The sequence below is a fragment of the Celeribacter baekdonensis B30 genome, from assembly GCF_000299875.1.
Classification (GTDB): Bacteria; Pseudomonadota; Alphaproteobacteria; order Rhodobacterales; family Rhodobacteraceae; genus Celeribacter; species Celeribacter baekdonensis_A.
This window is the reverse complement of the sequence record NZ_AMRK01000004.1, coordinates 58,042-74,615: the sequence shown is the minus strand read 5'-3', so window position 1 is coordinate 74,615 and position 16,574 is coordinate 58,042. Positions and strand designations below refer to the sequence as shown.

Annotated in this window: 14 protein-coding genes; 6 read left to right on the top strand and 8 right to left on the bottom strand. The window is 57.8% G+C overall.

Annotated features, from left to right (window positions below; all coding sequences use genetic code 11):
- Window positions 1–55: 55 nt before the first annotated feature.
- From B30_RS08460 to B30_RS08450, 3 genes are all read right to left on the bottom strand, one after another.
- Window positions 56–2,410, bottom strand: coding sequence for a TRAP transporter large permease (locus B30_RS08460; protein ID WP_009571629.1), 2,355 nt, complete (start codon window positions 2,408–2,410; stop codon window positions 56–58).
- An 84-nt stretch (window positions 2,411–2,494) separates the two neighbouring features.
- Window positions 2,495–3,424 carry a TRAP transporter small permease subunit gene (locus tag B30_RS08455; RefSeq protein WP_009571628.1) on the bottom strand — a complete coding sequence of 310 codons (930 nt, stop codon included), beginning with the start codon at window positions 3,422–3,424 and terminating at the stop codon, window positions 2,495–2,497.
- Window positions 3,425–3,582: 158 nt separating this feature from the next.
- The gene (locus B30_RS08450) at window positions 3,583–4,677 is read right to left on the bottom strand and encodes a TRAP transporter substrate-binding protein (protein ID WP_009571627.1); all 1,095 of its coding nucleotides are present in this window, start codon (window positions 4,675–4,677) and stop codon (window positions 3,583–3,585) included.
- 356 nt (window positions 4,678–5,033) lie between these two features.
- On the opposite strand from B30_RS08450, the gene B30_RS08445 reads away from it, so the two are divergent.
- A complete protein-coding gene (locus B30_RS08445; protein WP_009571626.1) occupies window positions 5,034–6,458 on the top strand; it encodes a cache domain-containing protein in 1,425 nt (474 codons plus the stop codon).
- Entirely contained in the window at window positions 6,455–7,102 is a 648-nt protein-coding gene (locus B30_RS08440) for a response regulator transcription factor (RefSeq protein ID WP_009571625.1), read from the top strand. Before B30_RS08445 ends, B30_RS08440 begins: the two co-directional genes overlap by 4 nt.
- Window positions 7,103–7,127: 25 nt before the next feature.
- On the opposite strand, the gene B30_RS08435 is transcribed toward B30_RS08440, so the two are convergent.
- The 4 genes from B30_RS08435 to B30_RS08420 form a co-directional block, all read right to left on the bottom strand.
- Window positions 7,128–7,364: a thioredoxin family protein gene (locus tag B30_RS08435; protein WP_009571624.1), complete on the bottom strand. Its 237-nt coding sequence runs from the start codon at window positions 7,362–7,364 to the stop codon at window positions 7,128–7,130.
- Between the two features lie 26 nt (window positions 7,365–7,390).
- On the bottom strand, window positions 7,391–8,452 hold the full coding sequence (locus tag B30_RS08430) for a permease (RefSeq protein WP_009571623.1): 1,062 nt from the start codon (window positions 8,450–8,452) through the stop codon (window positions 7,391–7,393).
- Complete coding sequence (locus B30_RS08425; RefSeq protein WP_009571622.1) at window positions 8,449–8,739, bottom strand: ArsR/SmtB family transcription factor; 291 nt, start codon at window positions 8,737–8,739, stop codon at window positions 8,449–8,451. Before B30_RS08425 ends, B30_RS08430 begins: the two co-directional genes overlap by 4 nt.
- A gap of 171 nt (window positions 8,740–8,910) precedes the next feature.
- Window positions 8,911–10,002, bottom strand: coding sequence for a TRAP transporter substrate-binding protein (locus tag B30_RS08420; RefSeq protein WP_009571621.1), 1,092 nt, complete (start codon window positions 10,000–10,002; stop codon window positions 8,911–8,913).
- Window positions 10,003–10,225: 223 nt separating this feature from the next.
- On the opposite strand from B30_RS08420, the gene B30_RS08415 reads away from it, so the two are divergent.
- On the top strand, window positions 10,226–11,146 hold the full coding sequence (locus B30_RS08415; RefSeq protein WP_009571620.1) for a hypothetical protein: 921 nt from the start codon (window positions 10,226–10,228) through the stop codon (window positions 11,144–11,146).
- Between the two features lie 99 nt (window positions 11,147–11,245).
- Here B30_RS08415 and B30_RS08410 read toward each other — a convergent pair whose 3' ends face one another.
- On the bottom strand, window positions 11,246–13,126 hold the full coding sequence (locus tag B30_RS08410; RefSeq protein WP_009571619.1) for a PhoX family protein: 1,881 nt from the start codon (window positions 13,124–13,126) through the stop codon (window positions 11,246–11,248).
- A gap of 378 nt (window positions 13,127–13,504) precedes the next feature.
- On the opposite strand from B30_RS08410, the gene B30_RS08405 reads away from it, so the two are divergent.
- The 3 genes from B30_RS08405 (at window position 13,505) to B30_RS21340 (ending at window position 16,554) form a co-directional block, all read left to right on the top strand.
- Window positions 13,505–14,515, top strand: coding sequence for a helix-turn-helix domain-containing protein (locus B30_RS08405; RefSeq protein WP_009571618.1), 1,011 nt, complete (start codon window positions 13,505–13,507; stop codon window positions 14,513–14,515).
- Between the two features lie 282 nt (window positions 14,516–14,797).
- Complete coding sequence (locus tag B30_RS08400; RefSeq protein WP_009571617.1) at window positions 14,798–15,835, top strand: zinc-dependent alcohol dehydrogenase family protein; 1,038 nt, start codon at window positions 14,798–14,800, stop codon at window positions 15,833–15,835.
- Between the two features lie 137 nt (window positions 15,836–15,972).
- Window positions 15,973–16,554: a YbjN domain-containing protein gene (locus B30_RS21340; protein WP_009571616.1), complete on the top strand. Its 582-nt coding sequence runs from the start codon at window positions 15,973–15,975 to the stop codon at window positions 16,552–16,554.
- Window positions 16,555–16,574 lie beyond the last annotated feature (20 nt).

Here is a 16,574-nt window from a genome sequence, read left to right as displayed (position 1 = left end):
AAGCCCCGCACAAGGGCGGGGCTTTGGGAGGCTGTCACAGGCCCGTCAAAAGGCTCTATTTTGCCAATAGGTTCGGAACAATCGTGACAATGTCAGGGAAGGTCCAGAGGATGCCAAGCCCGATAACCTGAATGAGCACAAAGGGGATGATCCCGCGATAGATGTGCCCGGTGGTCACGGAGGGCGGAGCCACCCCGCGCAGGTAGAACAGAGCAAAGCCAAAGGGCGGCGTCAGGAAGGAGGTCTGAAGGTTGACCGCGATCATGATCGTCACCCATTTCGGGTCCATCGTGCCGCCGTAGATCACCGGCCCAACGATGGGCACAACGATGTAGATGATCTCCAAGAAGTCCAACACAAAGCCCAAGAAAAACAGCACCAGCATGACCAAAAGGAAGACGGTGAATTCATTGTCGAACGAGCGCAGGAAACTTTGGATGTAATGTTCGCCACCAAACGAGATCACCACGAGGTTCAGCAATTGCGAGCCAATAAGGATGGTGAAGACCATCGACGTGACCTTGGCGGTTTCACGCACCACGATCCCCAAAGTGCCATCCCCCCACAACACCCAGCAGGCATAGAGAATGCCGAACATCGCGTAGTAGAAGGCCACGAGCGCGACGATATAGGCCGCCCAATCTTCAAACGGCACATCGCCCCGGCCCAGACGCAGGTCGAAATTCGACCCGATCAGGATCATGATGACGACGGAAAACGCCGCCCCCAAAATGATTTTGCCGGATTTATGATGATCGGCCAATTTGCGGTAAGCCGCCAAAAGGATCGCGCCCCCGGCCCCAAGACCTGCGGCAGGTGTCGGGTTGGTCACCCCCCCCAAGATCGAGCCAAGCACGGCCACGATCAACACAAGCGGCGGGAAAACCACGCGGAACAGCTCGTTTTTACCCAACCGCATCGCCGCTTCTTTGAGACCATAGGCCATCAAAAGCGCCGGGATCAGGTAATAGAGCGCGGCGGTGCCGGAACTGGTCAGCGGGCTGACAAACAGCGCATCCATCGCCAAAATGCCCGCAATACCAGCGGCCCCAATCAGCAAAGGACGCGGATCGGCGGAGGGTGCAACGCCGCGGCCAAAGGCCAAGACAACGCTCAACAACACCATCACCGTAAGCAAGCCCTTGCCCAGTTTCGGTGCGGTCTCCACTGCAACGGCGGTCAGGCGTTCGATCTCTTCCGGGGTGCGCTGAACACTTTCCACAGCGCCACCGGAGGCTTCAATCGCGGCCTGTTCCGAAATCGCGGTGTTCCACGCCTCTTGCCCATGAAGCTCGATCATCGCCGCTTCACATTGCTCCGACACATTGGTGCGCAGCGAGGCACGTGCGCCGGCATCGGTGTATTCCTTGACCAACACCGATTGGTTGCCCGCTATCCCGACCTGACCAAAGACAATCGCGCCGCCGATCAAAATCACCGGAATGGCCAAGAACCACAACAGACCTTCGCGGCGCGTAATCGTTTCATGGCTGGTGTGTGACAGATGCACAGGCGGGGCTTTGTGCGGGTTCAAAAGCGCGTAGCCAAAGGCATAAAGCGCATAGAGGAAGGCCAAGAAAATCCCCGGCAACATCGCCGCTTGGAACAAAGTGCCCACGGACACCACGGCGGGTTTGCCCAGATAGGTCAACGCATCGGTACAGCCCACCGCCTGCGCCCGCGCCTCTTGGGCTGCGGAATAAAGATCGCCCGCGAGCGTGCCGAGCAACACAATCACGATGGAGGGCGGAATGATCTGCCCCAACGTGCCCGAGGCGGCAATGACGCCGGTGGCAAGTTCAGGCGAATAATTGTGCCGCAACATGGTCGGCAGCGACAAAAGCCCCATGGTCACAACGGTCGCACCCACGATGCCGGTCGAAGCGGCCAAAAAGGCACCGACGATGACCACGGAGACGGCCAAACCGCCGGGGATCGGGCCAAAGACCCGCGCCATGGTGGTCAACAGATCGTTGGCAATTTTAGACCGCTCCAGAACGATCCCCATCATCACGAACATCAGAACCGCCAACAGCGTTTCGATCGAAGCGCCCGCAAAGACGCGTTCGTTCATCCGGTTGACGATAAAGGACAGGTTGCGATCAATCGCCTGTTCCCAACCGCCTTCAAACAAGGGCTGCATATAGGTGGGCAAGTCTGGATATCTGAAATGCGAAATGGTGACCGGGTTCACCCCGGAATTGACCAGATCACGATAGGCCTGCGCATTGGTATCAAGCGCTTGGTGCACCAAGATCCCGGCACTGTCCAACGCGGCAATGATGCCAAAGGACAACAACCCCGCGCCGCCGATGGCAAAGGCCACCGGGAAGCCTGTGAGAATTCCACTGAACAGACAGAGGAACACGATGATGAGGCCGATTTCTACGCCATCAAGTCCGAAAAGCATGTTTTTGATCCCTCTTAGTCTTCTGTTCTGGTCACATTTTCGGACCGGAAAACCGGTGCCCACTTTTCCTGAAAATGCTCCATATTAGTGCGTGCCTTCGTAGGCTTCTTCGCCCGCGCCAAGCGTGTCTCGGTCAAGATATTTGCCCGCCGACTCTTCGCCCTCAAGAAATTCGAGATAGGAACGGTAGAAAAACGCCAGCGCCTGAAGGATCACGAGGCCGATGAAACACAGCATCAGGATTTTAAACAGGAAATAGCCGTTAAACCCGTTGGCCGAAAACGATACCGTTTCGACATTCCATTTCACGATCCGCGCTTTGCGCAGCATCAACTCAAGCTTGTCAGAGGCCGACACTTTCGGGGTGATCAGGTGCCGCCAGAGAAAGAACCATGCGTACATCCATGTCAAAAATGCCACCGGCAGCATGAAAAACAGCGAGCCGAACATGTCGATCAACCGTTTCGCCCGGTGCGACACCCCGGCATAGACCAGATCGACGCGCACGTGGCTGCCCTGCACGAAAGCGTAGGACACACAAAGCGCGACGACGAGGGCGTTTTCAAATTTCAGGCTTTCGGAAAACCAGCCGACCGATTGGGTGAATCCCGCACCAAACGGCGCGATGGTGATTTCGCCCAGCCGAAAGATCGACTGAAGGAAAACCACCATGATCTGTTGCAGCACCATCAAAAGACCAGCCCATGCGGCGACGCGGCCAACGGTGTTGGTGATTTTCTCAAGCCCGCGCACCAGCCCCCACATAAACGGGCGGTAGAAAAAACCGACAAGGCTAATAACGATGATGATGTCTAAGAAAACAAACAGAAATTCTTTGGACCCACCAAAATAAACAAAGCGCAACAGGCTTTCTTTATTCGACCAATCCAGCCATGCGCCCGGATGGGTCACGGCCTGAATGATGTGCCAAAATCCAAGGCCGAGATTGACGACAAGGGCCAAAAGCCCGTCGAACACCGCGCCAAAGAAAGATGTGCTGGCCTGCTCTTCCATGGTTGCTGTCCCCTTTTCGGACCGGCTGATGCGATCCGTTCTTTTCTAAATGCGTCTGGGCGGTGCCTTATACCTGCCACGCCTCAGCGGCAATGACTCAAGCCGCAAAATGCGCGCGAATACCGCGCGCATTTTCGTTTGTTTCACATTGCGATGACTTACTTGAGGTTTGCCAAAACGCGGTCACGCTGGGCGGTGTAGGCGCTGTCAGAGCGGCCGGACCAGCCAGACGTGGAAGCCATAGCGGCCTCAGCAGAGGTGCGAATTTCGGCAAACAGCTCATCACTCATATAGCCATCGAGAACGGTTTTGGAGGCGGCCCCATAGGCATCCCAGACATCGTCAGAGAATTCTTTGACCTGCACGCCCGCAGAAATCAGACGCTGAAGCGCCGGACCGTTGTTGGCCATGAACAGCGCGTAGTTGTGCTGATGGCCTTCGCCGGATGCAATTTCGATGGCTTTTTGCTGCGACGGGGTCAGACTGTCGAACACTTCGAGGTTGGTGACAACGGACAGCGCCGCACCCGGCTCGTGGAACCCGGCAGGGTAGTAGAAATCACAGACCTCTTGCAGGCCGAGTTTCTCATCCGACCACGGGCCGATCCATTCGGTGCCATCGAGCGCGCCAGAGGACAACGCTTGGTAGATCTCACCGCCCGGAAGCACCTGAACAGAGGCGCCAAGTTCGGACAGAGCCTGACCACCCAGGCCCGGCATACGGAATTTCAGACCCTGGAAATCAGAGGCGGATTTGATTTCCTTGCGGAACCAACCGCCGCCCTGCGCCCCGGTTTGACCGGCGATAAAGGGTTTAAGACCAAAGATTTCGCCCAGCTTGCTGTGCAAATCCATACCGCCCATGCCGTAGTACCACACCATCATTTCCGGTGCGGTCATGCCGAAGGGCACAGTGGTGAAATAGGCCCAAGCCGGGTGTTGGCCGGTGAAATAGTAATCGGCACCGTGATACATATCGGCCTGACCAGCGGTCACGGCGTCAAACACTTCGAGACCGCCCACGAGCTCGCCTGCGGCCTTCGGTTCGATCGTCACCGCGCCATCGGTCAGCGCCGTGACAGAGGCTGCAATGCGCTCAACAGAATCCCACACACCGGCAAGACCGCGCGGCCATGTGGTGACCATGGTCAGCGTGCGTTTGCCCTGTGCATACATCGGCGCGGCCAGTGTAGCGGCTGCGGCGGCGGATGCGCCCCCAAGAGCAGAAGTTTTCAAAAAAGAACGACGATCCATAGATGGTTTCCTCCCAAAATAGTCTATGGCGAATGGTAAGGGCCTTCAGACAGCATCAGGATCGGCACTCGCGGCTGACCGCGACACTCCCCCGTTTACCCCCCTCGCGCCCCAGATCCGGCCGAAACCGAACCGAGCTTGTTGGGCGACGTTAACGCCGTCACTCATGCGTTTGAATACCCAACTCTACGCAGCTAAGGTGGTTTTATGACGCGTCATCACCGGTTCAGCGCAATTTTCGTGCGGCCAAGCCAGAAAAAGCCTGATGATTGACCTGTCCCCTCGCCCCGCTATCCTTTGATTCGTTGCATGACCGCCCCTTGGCCCTCTTAGCCCTTTTTAGGACCTCCTTCTCAATGCCCCGCCTGATCCCCGAACTCACCTATGCGCGCAAATTGTTTTTGCTGGCGACCCTGCCGTTGTTGATGGCGGTATCGGCGATTGCTGTTTTGGTGGCGGATCAATCGCGCAACATGGCGGATCACGAGATTTCCGAACTGGAGGCACAACTGATTTCGGCCAAGCGGCAGGAGTTGCAAAACTACCTGCAATTGGCCCGCGCGGCCATCACTGCAGAATACAATCCCGCACCGCCCGATGACGAAGAGGCCAAGCTCAAAGTTACGCAAATTCTGTCGGCCATGACCTATGGCATCGACGGCTATTTCTTTGTCTATGACTATGATGGCACCAATCTTGTTGCTCCGCGCGACACACGGTTGATCACTCAAAACTGGACCGGATTGGCCGACAGCATTGGCACGCCCGTGGTCGATGAACTCATCACTCTGGCGCAACAAGGCGGTGGGTATCACAGCTATCTTTGGCCGAAACCTTCGACCGGAAAAGAGGCACAGATGATCAGCTACGTGGTCGGACTGCAAGACTGGCAATGGGCGATTGGCACCGGCGTGTTCATCGACGATGTGCTGACGTCAGTCGCCGCCGCGCGTGCCGAGGTCGAGGCGCGCATCCGCCGCACCTTCGTCTATATCGGCGCAATCACCATGGCCGCCACGCTTTTGGTGTTTATGTCGGGCGTCACGATCACCATTCGCGAACGCCGTTTGGCCGATGCCAAACTCAAAGAACTGACCCAGCGCATTTTCGACACCCAAGAAGAAGAACGCGGTCGGGTGGCGCGCGAATTGCATGACGGGATCAGCCAGATTTTGGTTGGCGTGCGCTATGCGTTGGAATTGGCGCGGCGGCAATTGGCCAAGGACGACCCGAACGCCCCCGTCAGTTTGGATCGCGGCGTCGAGATGTTGGGCGGGGCAATCACCGAAGTGCGCCGCATCTCGCGCGATCTGCGCCCCGGCGTCTTGGACGATCTGGGGCTTGGGCCGGCGCTCAAGGCCCTCACAGAAGAGTTCCAAACCCGCACCGGCATCAAAACCGAATTGGAAACCGTGGTGTTTCGCAACCGCTTGGACGAAGAGGCCCGCATCGCCCTGTTCCGCATTGCCCAAGAGGCGCTGACCAATATCGAACGCCACGCCGAGGCCACCGAGGTCACGATCAAACTGGCCGGGCACCGCACCGGGGCGACCTTGTTGATCTCCGATGACGGGCGCGGCTTTGACATGGCGGAGCGGGCCAAAGCCGGACGCGGGCTGGGCCTGCGCAATATGGCCGAGCGGATGGAGCAGCTTGGCGGCACGCTGACCATCTACAGCCTCTCGCCCGGCACCGCCATTGACGCCACCGTGCCGCTGAAGCATATCCTGACGCCCGCAGGATCAAGTCGTCCCCCAGCCCCAGTAGGAAGTGCCCGATGAGTGAAACACCGACCCGCGTCTTGATTGTCGACGACCATCCGATGGTGGCCGAAGGCATCCGCGCCCTTTTGGAAACCTTTGACGATCTCGATGTTGTTGGCACTCTCTGCAATGGCCAGGAGGCGGTGGATCAGGTGATGAACTTGGCCCCCGATGTGATCTTGCTCGATCTCAACATGCCCTGCATGGGGGGGCTGACGGCAACTGAACTGTTGCTGGAGCGTCGTCCAGAGACCCGTATCCTGATCCTCACCATGCATGATGGCCCCGAATACATCGGCGCGGCGCTGTCACATGGCGCGATGGGATATGTGCTCAAAGACGTACCGACCGAGGACGTGAAAGAGGCGATTGACGCGGTGATGAACGGTGAGAAATACCTTTGCACCGGGGCGCAGGCGGCGATCAAACCGACGAAAATTCGCGACGGGCGCGAACCGTTGACCGACCGCGAACAAACCATCCTGTTGGAACTGGCCCAAGGCAAATCCAACAAGGACGTGGCCATAGCCCTCGACATTTCCGTGCGCACGGTCGAAACCCACCGCAAAAACATCAAACGCAAACTGGGCATTTCCTCCACCGCGGGGCTGACGCGCTACGCGATGGAGCATGGGGTGTTGCAGGGCACGGGCCGGTTTTAAAGGGCCTATATCCCCGCCCCGGTCGTCAGGCCGACAACCAGCCTTCAAGTTTGGTCTTATCCGGCAATCCGCCCGCATGGACCAGCGTGCCGTCAATCGCGATCCCCGGCGTCGACATGACCCCGGCCATGGCGATGGATTTTGGGTCGGTGATTTTTTCGACCTCGATCTCAAGGCCCAATTTGGCCGCCGCATCGCGGACCATATCGACCGTGGTTTCACAGCGTTTGCAGCCGGGACCATAGACTTTTACGGATGTCATCAGATGTCTCCTTTCAGAAGATCAGCTTAGAAAATCAGATTGAACAGGAACCCCACGGCCAAAATACCGCTGCCGACGATACCGATAAAGACGGCGATGAGGCGATAGGTCAGCACCTGTTTGAGAATGATCATTTCAGGCAGCGAGAGCGCGATGACGCTCATCATAAAGGCCAAGACCGTGCCAAGCGCCGCGCCTTTGCCCAACAAGGCCTCGACAATCGGGATCACCCCAGCGGCATTCGTATACATCGGAATGCCCATAATCACGGCGGCGGGCACGGACCACCACGCCTCGGCGCCCATGATTTTCACCATGAAATCCTCGGGCACATAACCATGGATCAGCGCGCCCATCGCGATGCCCAACAGAATCCAGAGCCAGACCTTGCCAAAAATCTCCCACACGGCTTGGGTCCCCGCCCGGTAGCGTTCGATCATCGTCATGCTTTCGCCCGCGATCTGGGTCGAGGCGGACGCGCCGGAATGAATGTCGCGCACCCAGTCCTGCAACCAGCCTTCGAGGTGTAATTTTCCAATGATAAACCCGGCGACGATGGCGATGCCCAGCCCAAAGGCCAGATAGGTCGCCGCCACTTGCCAGCCAACCAAACCAAACAGCAGCACAAGCGCCACCTCATTGACCATCGGCGCGGCGATCAGGAAGGAAAAGGTCACACCCAAAGGCACGCCTGCGGACACGAATCCGATGAACAGCGGCACGGCAGAACAGGAACAAAACGGCGTCAAAATACCAAGCCCCGCCGAAAAAATATTGCCCACGCCCTCGCGTTTGCCGGACAGAAGCGCGCGGGTTTTCTCCGGGGAGAAAAAGCTGCGCACCACGCCCATGGCAAAGACGATCAGCGTCAAAAGCATCATCACTTTCGGCACATCATAAAGGAAAAACGCGATGGCTTCGCCGGTGTGGCTGTGACGCGCCACCGGCAACAGACCCGTGATCCACTCGGCCAGTGGGGCGAGCTGATGATAGAGCATCCACCACAGTGCGACCGCGGCGACAACGCCCAAATGCCAGAGCCAATCCGGGCGTGACGGGTGCGACGGGTGTGTAAGATCTGAATTCATGCTGCACTCCTTTGAGCGCTCTGCGCGGCGTGACACACCGCATCCAGAACCGCCCTGACCTCGGGCGACAGGTCCGGGTTAACGCGATAGCGCACCCATTGCGCATCGCGCCGATCCAAAACCAGCCCCGCTTGTTTGAGCACCTGCATGTGTCGCGACATCCGGCTTTGCGTCGCCCCAACACGCCGCATCAATTCACAGACACAGTGCTCGCCGCCATCCGACAAAAGGCGTATCGCCTCAAGGCGGGTGGGGTCTGCGAGAGCGGAGAGGATGGGCAGAATCATGAGGGCACTCCTTTATGCGCATAAGCGCATATTCAGCCAACCCTCACCTTGATCTGGATCACATCGGGGCATCCAGACCGGGCATTCAGAGATCAGCCCCCTATTGACGCATAAAAAAACGCGCACCCCAAAAGGGATGCGCGTTCATCGTCTCAGAACGGATCAAACGGGTTAAAGTGTCGCCAAAACCCGGTTGCGTTGGGCGGTGTAAACGCTGTCCGAACGTCCGGTCCAACCCGAAATCTCCCCCATCGCGGATTCATAAGCCGCGCGGGTTTCGGCGAAAATCTCGTCATCCATATATTGGTCCAACACCTCTTTGGAGGCCGCGCCGTAAGCGTCCCAAACATCGTCGGAGAATTCCTTGATCTGGGTGCCGCCGCTGATCAACCGCCCCAACGCCGGGCCGTTGTTGGCGATGAACAAGGCGTAGTCGAACTGGTGACATTCGGCGGCGGCCACGTCGAGAATGCGCTGCTCGGCGGGGCTCAGGCTGTCGAACACCTCAAGATTGGTGTTGACCGACAGGGCAGAGCCCGGCTCGTGAAAGCCCGCCGGATAGAAGAACTGACAGACCTCTTGCAGGCCGAGTTTTTCGTCCGACCACGGCCCGACCCATTCGGTGCCGTCCAATGCGCCCGAGGAGAGCGCTTGGTAAATCTCGCCCGCCGCCATCACCTGAACCGAAGCGCCGAGTTTGCCGACCACTTCGCCGCCCAGACCCGGCATGCGGAATTTCAGACCCTGAAAATCGGCAACCGATTTGATTTCCTTGCGGAACCAACCGCCACCTTGCGCGCCGGTTTGACCCGCAATCGAAGTGTGCAAACCAAAGACATCGCCCAACTGTTGGTGCAAATCCTTGCCGCCCATGCCGTAATACCAGCTCATCATTTCCGGCGCGGTCATGCCGAAAGGGGCCGTGGTGTAATAGGCCCAAGCCGGATGCTGACCGGTGAAATAGTAGTCTGCGGCGTGGTACATATCGGCCTGACCGGCGGTCACGGCGTCAAACACTTCAAGCCCGCCAACAAGCTCGCCCGCCGCACGTGCGTCGATCGCCAGCGAGCCACCCGACATGGTTTGCACGTTGTCGACAAAGCGTTCGACCGCATCCCACACCCCCGCCAGACCGCGCGGCCAGGAACACACCATGGTCAATGTGCGCGGTGCACCTTGGGCCACCGCCGGAGCGGCCAGACCGGCGGCGGCGGCAGACGCCCCACCCAGTGCAGAGGTTTTCAGAAAAGAACGACGATCCATAGGTGTATCCTCCAAAAGGCGCGCGGGGGAAAACGCCCCACGTCAAATCGCGGGCAACCTACAAAGGCAGATCGAAAGATTGAAGGGGGCGAGCCGCGACATTTCGCGCGAATGTTGCGCAAGGATGCAGAAGGGGGGATGGATTATTGCGGAGGGGGATAGGGGGCTTGATCCACATATTTGTGTTCGGTAGCATCTACATAATTTTTAAAGGAATAAATCCATGGCGTTTGATTTAAAAAAAGCTCTTAGCCTACCAGACATTCATCGCTCTGTTCACAAACGTGATGAGGTATTGAGGCGCTTCGGGCCGCTTTTCCGCGATCCTTCTAGCCTAATGCATCAAGACTACCTTGATTTCCTGAGTCTTAAGCACAATCACCATTGGTCAGGGTTAGAGCGCCTCGGCCGCACAGCAGCAAATGACATGGACAACCTGCGTTCGGCTATCTCCATTCTTGTTGATGAAACTGCACTGCTTTCGGACAGGTTCGACACGGCTTTGTCCATGGTTGATGGCGTCGGCGCGGCCACACTCACGCCGATGTTGCTCCTAGCGTATCCTGATCGCTATGGCGTTTGGAATGGGACCAGTGAGCCGGAGATGCGTGATCGCGGCATTTGGCCCAGCTTCCCGCCAAACTCATCATTTGGGAAGAAATACGAAATCATCAATACGAAATTGATCGGCTTATCCAAAGATCTAGGCGTTGATCTGTGGACATTGGATGCTCTTTGGTGGGTTAGCAAGTTAGAGCGCCTTAATAATGGTGAAATCAAGGATGCAAGATTCAAGGCAATCTGGAGTATGGCAAACCAAGCCGAGCAAACCGCAAAGCAGTCGTATGGACAGACCATTGAGCGCACAGTTAAAAACAAAGACCTCCGGCTATCCAAAGAGGCCCTTATTACGCATCTAAACGAGTTACTAGACGAAACCGGCAATCATTGCGCAATCACGGGTCTCACTTTGCAGTTCGACGGTTCAGACGACCAGTTGCGACCGTCTCTGGATCGAATTGACAGCAATGGTCATTATGAAACCGGAAATTTACAGGTGGTGGCTCGTTTTATAAACTTCTGGAAGCGAGACACCGACGATATGGAGTTCAAAAGGTTGATCGCCATTGTACGACGTGAATAGCGTATCCCGATTATTAAGAAATCATCCCCAAAAAAATAAGGGGCGCGGTTTTCACCGCACCCCCTTTCGATCCTAGGCCTGATACCCTAGAGGAACCGCTTACCCGATCAGCGCGCCGTCTTCACGCCACACGGCAATCACCGAAGAGCGCGGTTTGCCCGCGCCGTCCGGCCAGGAGCCGCCCGGGTGTTGGATGCCCACAAAGGCGACCTTTTTATCCGCAGACCAGCACAGGCCCGTAACCTCAGCGCCGTTCGGAGCGGTGAGGAAACGGCCGATGTCGCCGGTTTCGGTGTTGCCAACCAGCATCTGGTTGTTGCCTTGGCCTTCGAACTCGCCTTCGTTGCTGTCGTCACCATCCGTCTGGATCCAGAGGTAACCGTCGGACGAGAAGGCCATGCCGTCGGGCGAGTTGAACATGTTGCCCGCCGTGACGTTTTTGGAGCCGGCATAGGCGTTGTCGTAGACGCTCGGGTTGCCGGCCATGACGTAGAGGTCCCATGTGAACGCATCTGCACCGTGATCCGCGCCCGCTGGCATCCAGCGCACGATTTGACCAAAGTTGTTGCTCTCACGCGGGTTCGGACCACCGACCGGGGTGTCGTCACCACCGGCGTTCGGTTTCACGCCACGGTTTTTGTTGTTGGTCAGGGCGCAATAGGCCTCCACCTTGGACGGGTGCGCGGCGACCCATTCCGGGCGATCCATCGTGGTCGCGCCGACTTTGGAGCCAGCAATGCGGGAGAAGACAAGGATGTCTTCGATCGACATGCCGGTTGTTTCCGGCGTCAAAGCCAACCATTCGCCCGACATATCGTCGTTGAATTTGGCGACATAGAGCGTGCCGTCAGAAAGGAGGCCCTCGGTGGAACCGCCCTCGGTGTACACGCCATTGGAGACGAATTTATAGATGAATTCGCCACGCTCATCGTCGCCCATATAGACCACGACACGGCCATCGGCGGCCTGAACCATTTCGGCGTTTTCGTGTTTGAAGCGACCCAAAGCGGTGTGTTTGATCGGGGTGGACGCCGGATCAAGCGGGTTGATCTCGGTGACCCAGCCATGACGATGCGGCTCGTTCGGCTCTTTCGAGAGATCGTAACGCGGATCGAATTTTTCATAGGCGTAGCGACCTTCGCCGCCGATGCCGTAGCGTTTGAATTCGTCGGTCACATCATATTCGCCAGTGGCGCCGAAATAACCGTTAAAGTTCTCTTCGCAGGTCAGGTAAGTGCCCCAAAGCGTCTTGCCGGACCCACAGTTGTTCATCGTACCTTTGGGGGACATGCCCTCGGGGTCGGCATTGGTTTTCACCAGATCGGAACCCGCCGCCGGGCCGTCCATGGTCATCTGGGTCTCATGGGTGATGCGGCGGTTGTAGGGGCTGTCCACAACGATCTCATAACCGTTGCCCATGTCCGCCACTTCCATGACGGTCACGCCTTGCATGTTTTTGAGCAACATGACTTCGTCGGCATTTTGCGGCATGCCTTCAGAGGCAGCGGGCAGGTTGATTTTCGGGTTCACATATTCGGAGTTGACCGCGATGATTTGCTTGTCACCATCGGTGAACAGTTCCATGCCATCGGTGTTTTCACCAAAGACGCGGTCGGATTTCGACACGTCAACGCCGGTGTCCGGGGAATAGGCATCTTGCGCGTCCGAGAACAACGCATCGCCCCAACGTGCGAGCACTTTCCACTGATAGCCCTCGGGCACATGGATGGTGTGGTCGGTCGCGATGTCGATCGGTTTAAAGGCAAAGCCCATGCCTTCGGCGCGCGATGCAGTGGTGGAGGACAAAAGACCCGCTCCCATGGCCAAAGCGCCCGACCCAAAGGCCAGTGCACCGCCCAGGAACCCACGACGCGAAATGGCACGCTCGACCACGGCGTCAAAGCCATTGTCCTGCGGGCGCGGGTCGCGCATCTCGTCAAATTCATCCCAAGAGAGATCGGTGAAATCCTGATCATTCATTTTTGGCTCCAGTGCAGTCAATGTTGCTCTATCTGCGCAAACGTCTTGGGGCGTCGAAGACCCCCGCGCTCGCGTCCGGGCCACAGGTGCCGATATTCGGCAACAAAGCGATGACAGCCAGACGACAAAATGATGAAACCGCGCCTTGACCTTACGGCAGCGACCTTAGGCAGATCTGCGCGCCGGGGCCACGCCAACCGGACCTGCCCCCGCCGCGCCCTCGGCCCCATTCAACACATTGCACATGGATTGTTCTTGCCGCACGGCTCAGCTTTCGGCACAATTTGCCCAAGACTACGGACAAGACACGGGATCGGCGTCCAATGGGGTCCCCCCTAAGCCACGGACCGTGACATCGCAGGACTGGGAGGATCCGGCATGTTGGAAACGGCTCTTTTGGAGGACCGGCGCGGCGCGCCTTTGTTGCAGGATAAGTTGACCACAACCCGCGACTGGTCGGTGGTGAACGCGTTTTGCGCCACGACCTATATGCCCTTGTCGACCCGCCCCCTCACCCGCGGCATGGACCCAAATGCCACCATCCGAAATCTCAAAATCGGACAGATCACCTTTAGCCGCTTTTGTTTTGGCACCCCGACAAAAACCGATGATTTTGACCCGAGCTCCGGCAATATCATCGTCGTGAACACGCTGCGTGGCTCGGTGCGTCATCCGCTCAACGGCAATGACGCCGTCGATACCCGTCCGGGCGACAGCTATGTCGTCGATTGCAGCCGCACGAGCTATTGGAACCTTGCCGATGGCAATGATTTACAGCTCAACCTGACCATCCCTCATGCGCTGATGGAGGAAACCGCCGCGCGGTGGTACGGTTTTGTACCCGAGGATGATCTTTGGCAAAATCGGTTGATCTTTGGCGCCGGGCAGTCGGCATGGCTGTCGCTTTTGGATTACGCCACCCGCACCCTTGACGCCAAACATGACGGCATTGCGGATGCATTTATCGAACGGCGCATCGAAGAAACCCTCTGTCTTGATCTGCTGCGCAATTGGGCGGACTGTGCCGGGCTGAATCTGGACACGGGTGCGCGCGCCGCCGCGCCACATTATGTCCGCGAAGCCGAACGGTTGATGCAAGACACTGCCGCCCGCGCACCAACCATTGGCGAGGTTGCCGCCCAGCTTGGCATCACCGCGCGCAGCCTCTCGGACGGGTTTCGGCGGTTTCGTGGCATCACCCCGCATGAGTTCCTCACCGCACAACGGCTGGATGGCCTGCGCCGGGCGCTACAACTGGCCCAGCCGGGCGAAACCGTGACCAGCATTGCCCGCGCGCGGGGCTATGTGAACCTTGGGGCAATGACGGCGCTCTATCGCAAACGGTTCGGGGAAACCCCCGCCAACACGCTGCGCAATCGCCGCACCTGAGTCTGCCCTCCCCCTCTGTGCACTGTCCCTGAGCCGCAGTGTCTGACAAATCGAAACGTTATACTATAACCAAACCGCCTCCCAAACCACCCCGTTTCGGCAGTGCAGCGCAGTCCGCTTCCGATTTCGAACCGGAATTTCCGAACTGGATCAGGCTACGGTATACTGCGGTCTACTCTTCGCTCTCAGTCCAGTTAGGCTCCTGTCCGACACGTGCCGCGCATAGGCGTTCGCTCGTCTCACGCAACGACACTGTCGTAGACTTCTGGAGGAGAAACACAGATGAAAGCACTCGTATATCAAGGCCCAGGCGAGAAAGTCTGGACTGAAAAAGACAAACCCGGCATCGAAAAACCCACCGACGTGATCGTCAAAGTGACCAAGACCACGATCTGCGGCACCGATTTGCACATCCTCAAAGGCGATGTGCCCACCGTGACCCCGGGTCGCACCCTTGGCCACGAAGGCGTGGGCATTGTCGAAGCGGTCGGCGCCGCGGTACAGAATTTCAAACCCGGCGACGCGGTGTTGATCTCTTGCGTCACCTCATGCGGCAAATGCGCCAATTGTAAGCGTCAGCTTTACGCCCATTGCTCGGATGGCGGTTGGATTCTTGGCCATAAGATCGACGGCACACAGGCCGAATATGTCCGCATTCCCCATGGCGACAATTCGCTCTACCCGATCCCGGCAGGTGCCGACGAAGAGGCGCTGGTGATGCTCTCTGACATCATGCCCACAGGCCTTGAGATCGGCGTGCAATATGGCAACGTCAAACCCGGCGACACCATCGCCATCATCGGCGCAGGCCCGGTTGGCATGTCGGTTCTGTTGACGGCACAATTCTATTCACCCGGTCGGATCATCATGGTCGACATGGACCCAGCGCGGTTGGAATTGGCCAAAGAATTCGGCGCCACCGATACGATCCATGTCGGCAGCGAAGATGCGATTGCAAAGATCATGGAGATGACCGGCGGTCTTGGCGTCGATGTCGCCATCGAGGCCGTGGGCGTGCCTGCAACCTTTGATATTTGCCAAAAAATCGTCTCCGCAGGCGGCAACATCGCCAATGTCGGCGTGCATGGCACCTCGGTCGAGCTGCATATCGAAGACCTTTGGATCAAGAACATCAACATCTCGATGGGGCTGGTCAGCACCAACACCACGCCGATGCTGTTGAAAACGCTGGGCACCGGCAAGGTCAATCCGGGGCGGTTGGTGACACACCGCTTCAAACTGGATGAGATCATCGAGGCCTATGAGGTCTTTGGCAACGCCGCGCGTGAAAAGGCGATGAAAATCATCCTCACCGCCTGATTGTCGTGAAACCGCCCCGCCGGGACCGAGACGTTCCGGCGGGGTGCAACACCTGCGGCGCATCGCCTGCCCGCCTTGCCAGCCCCCAAAGCCCCCGGTTAAGATTGCGGTGATTTTACCCAAGAGGCTTTTAGCTCATGCCGATGTTCGCCGCTGTCCGTCATTCCCTACCGCTTTCCCTGCGTGCGCTGTCGCACAGCCTTGCCTTTGGCGCGGCCCTTTGGGTCTTGGCCCCTGCCCCCGCCAGCGCCGATCAGATGTTGGATTTCAGCACCTTGGACGAGATCGAGTCCTTGCTCAGGGGCTTTGGTTCGGTCGAACGCGACACCGATCGCGACGGCATCGCAATGTTTCGCGGCCGGATAGACGGCAAAAAATACAGCCTCTATTTCTACGATTGCGACGGTACAACCGATTGTAAAAGCGCCACGTTTTCCGCCTTTTTCGATGGCGGCGACTACATCACCGATCTCTCTGTGGTGAACGATTTCAACTATGAGTACCGTTTTGGCAAAGCCTCGGTCGATGCGGATGGCGATTTGCTGTTTGATTTTTCCTTTAGCCTGATGGGCGGGATGCCACGCAAAACCCTTGATGACACGATTGATTGGTGGCGGGAGATTTTGAACGATGGCGAGGCCTATTTTGACCCCGACACCCATGACGACTTTATGGCCGCACCACCGCCAGAGCCCGACACTTTGTCCCATGATTTGTGAGCATGATTTCGCAATCCCCG

Bases quoted from the DNA above. Each gene is read 5' to 3' on its own strand.
- B30_RS08460 (WP_009571629.1), bottom strand. From the start codon at position 2,410: ATGCTTTTCGGACTTGATGGCGTAGAAATCGGCCTCATCATCGTGTTC.
- B30_RS08455 (WP_009571628.1), bottom strand. From the start codon at position 3,424: ATGGAAGAGCAGGCCAGCACATCTTTCTTTGGCGCGGTGTTCGACGGG.
- B30_RS08450 (WP_009571627.1), bottom strand. From the start codon at position 4,677: ATGGATCGTCGTTCTTTTTTGAAAACTTCTGCTCTTGGGGGCGCATCC.
- B30_RS08445 (WP_009571626.1), top strand. From the start codon at position 5,034: ATGCCCCGCCTGATCCCCGAACTCACCTATGCGCGCAAATTGTTTTTG.
- B30_RS08440 (WP_009571625.1), top strand. From the start codon at position 6,455: ATGAGTGAAACACCGACCCGCGTCTTGATTGTCGACGACCATCCGATG.
- B30_RS08435 (WP_009571624.1), bottom strand. From the start codon at position 7,364: ATGACATCCGTAAAAGTCTATGGTCCCGGCTGCAAACGCTGTGAAACC.
- B30_RS08430 (WP_009571623.1), bottom strand. From the start codon at position 8,452: ATGAATTCAGATCTTACACACCCGTCGCACCCGTCACGCCCGGATTGG.
- B30_RS08425 (WP_009571622.1), bottom strand. From the start codon at position 8,739: ATGATTCTGCCCATCCTCTCCGCTCTCGCAGACCCCACCCGCCTTGAG.
- B30_RS08420 (WP_009571621.1), bottom strand. From the start codon at position 10,002: ATGGATCGTCGTTCTTTTCTGAAAACCTCTGCACTGGGTGGGGCGTCT.
- B30_RS08415 (WP_009571620.1), top strand. From the start codon at position 10,226: ATGGCGTTTGATTTAAAAAAAGCTCTTAGCCTACCAGACATTCATCGC.
- B30_RS08410 (WP_009571619.1), bottom strand. From the start codon at position 13,126: ATGAATGATCAGGATTTCACCGATCTCTCTTGGGATGAATTTGACGAG.
- B30_RS08405 (WP_009571618.1), top strand. From the start codon at position 13,505: ATGTTGGAAACGGCTCTTTTGGAGGACCGGCGCGGCGCGCCTTTGTTG.
- B30_RS08400 (WP_009571617.1), top strand. From the start codon at position 14,798: ATGAAAGCACTCGTATATCAAGGCCCAGGCGAGAAAGTCTGGACTGAA.
- B30_RS21340 (WP_009571616.1), top strand. From the start codon at position 15,973: ATGCCGATGTTCGCCGCTGTCCGTCATTCCCTACCGCTTTCCCTGCGT.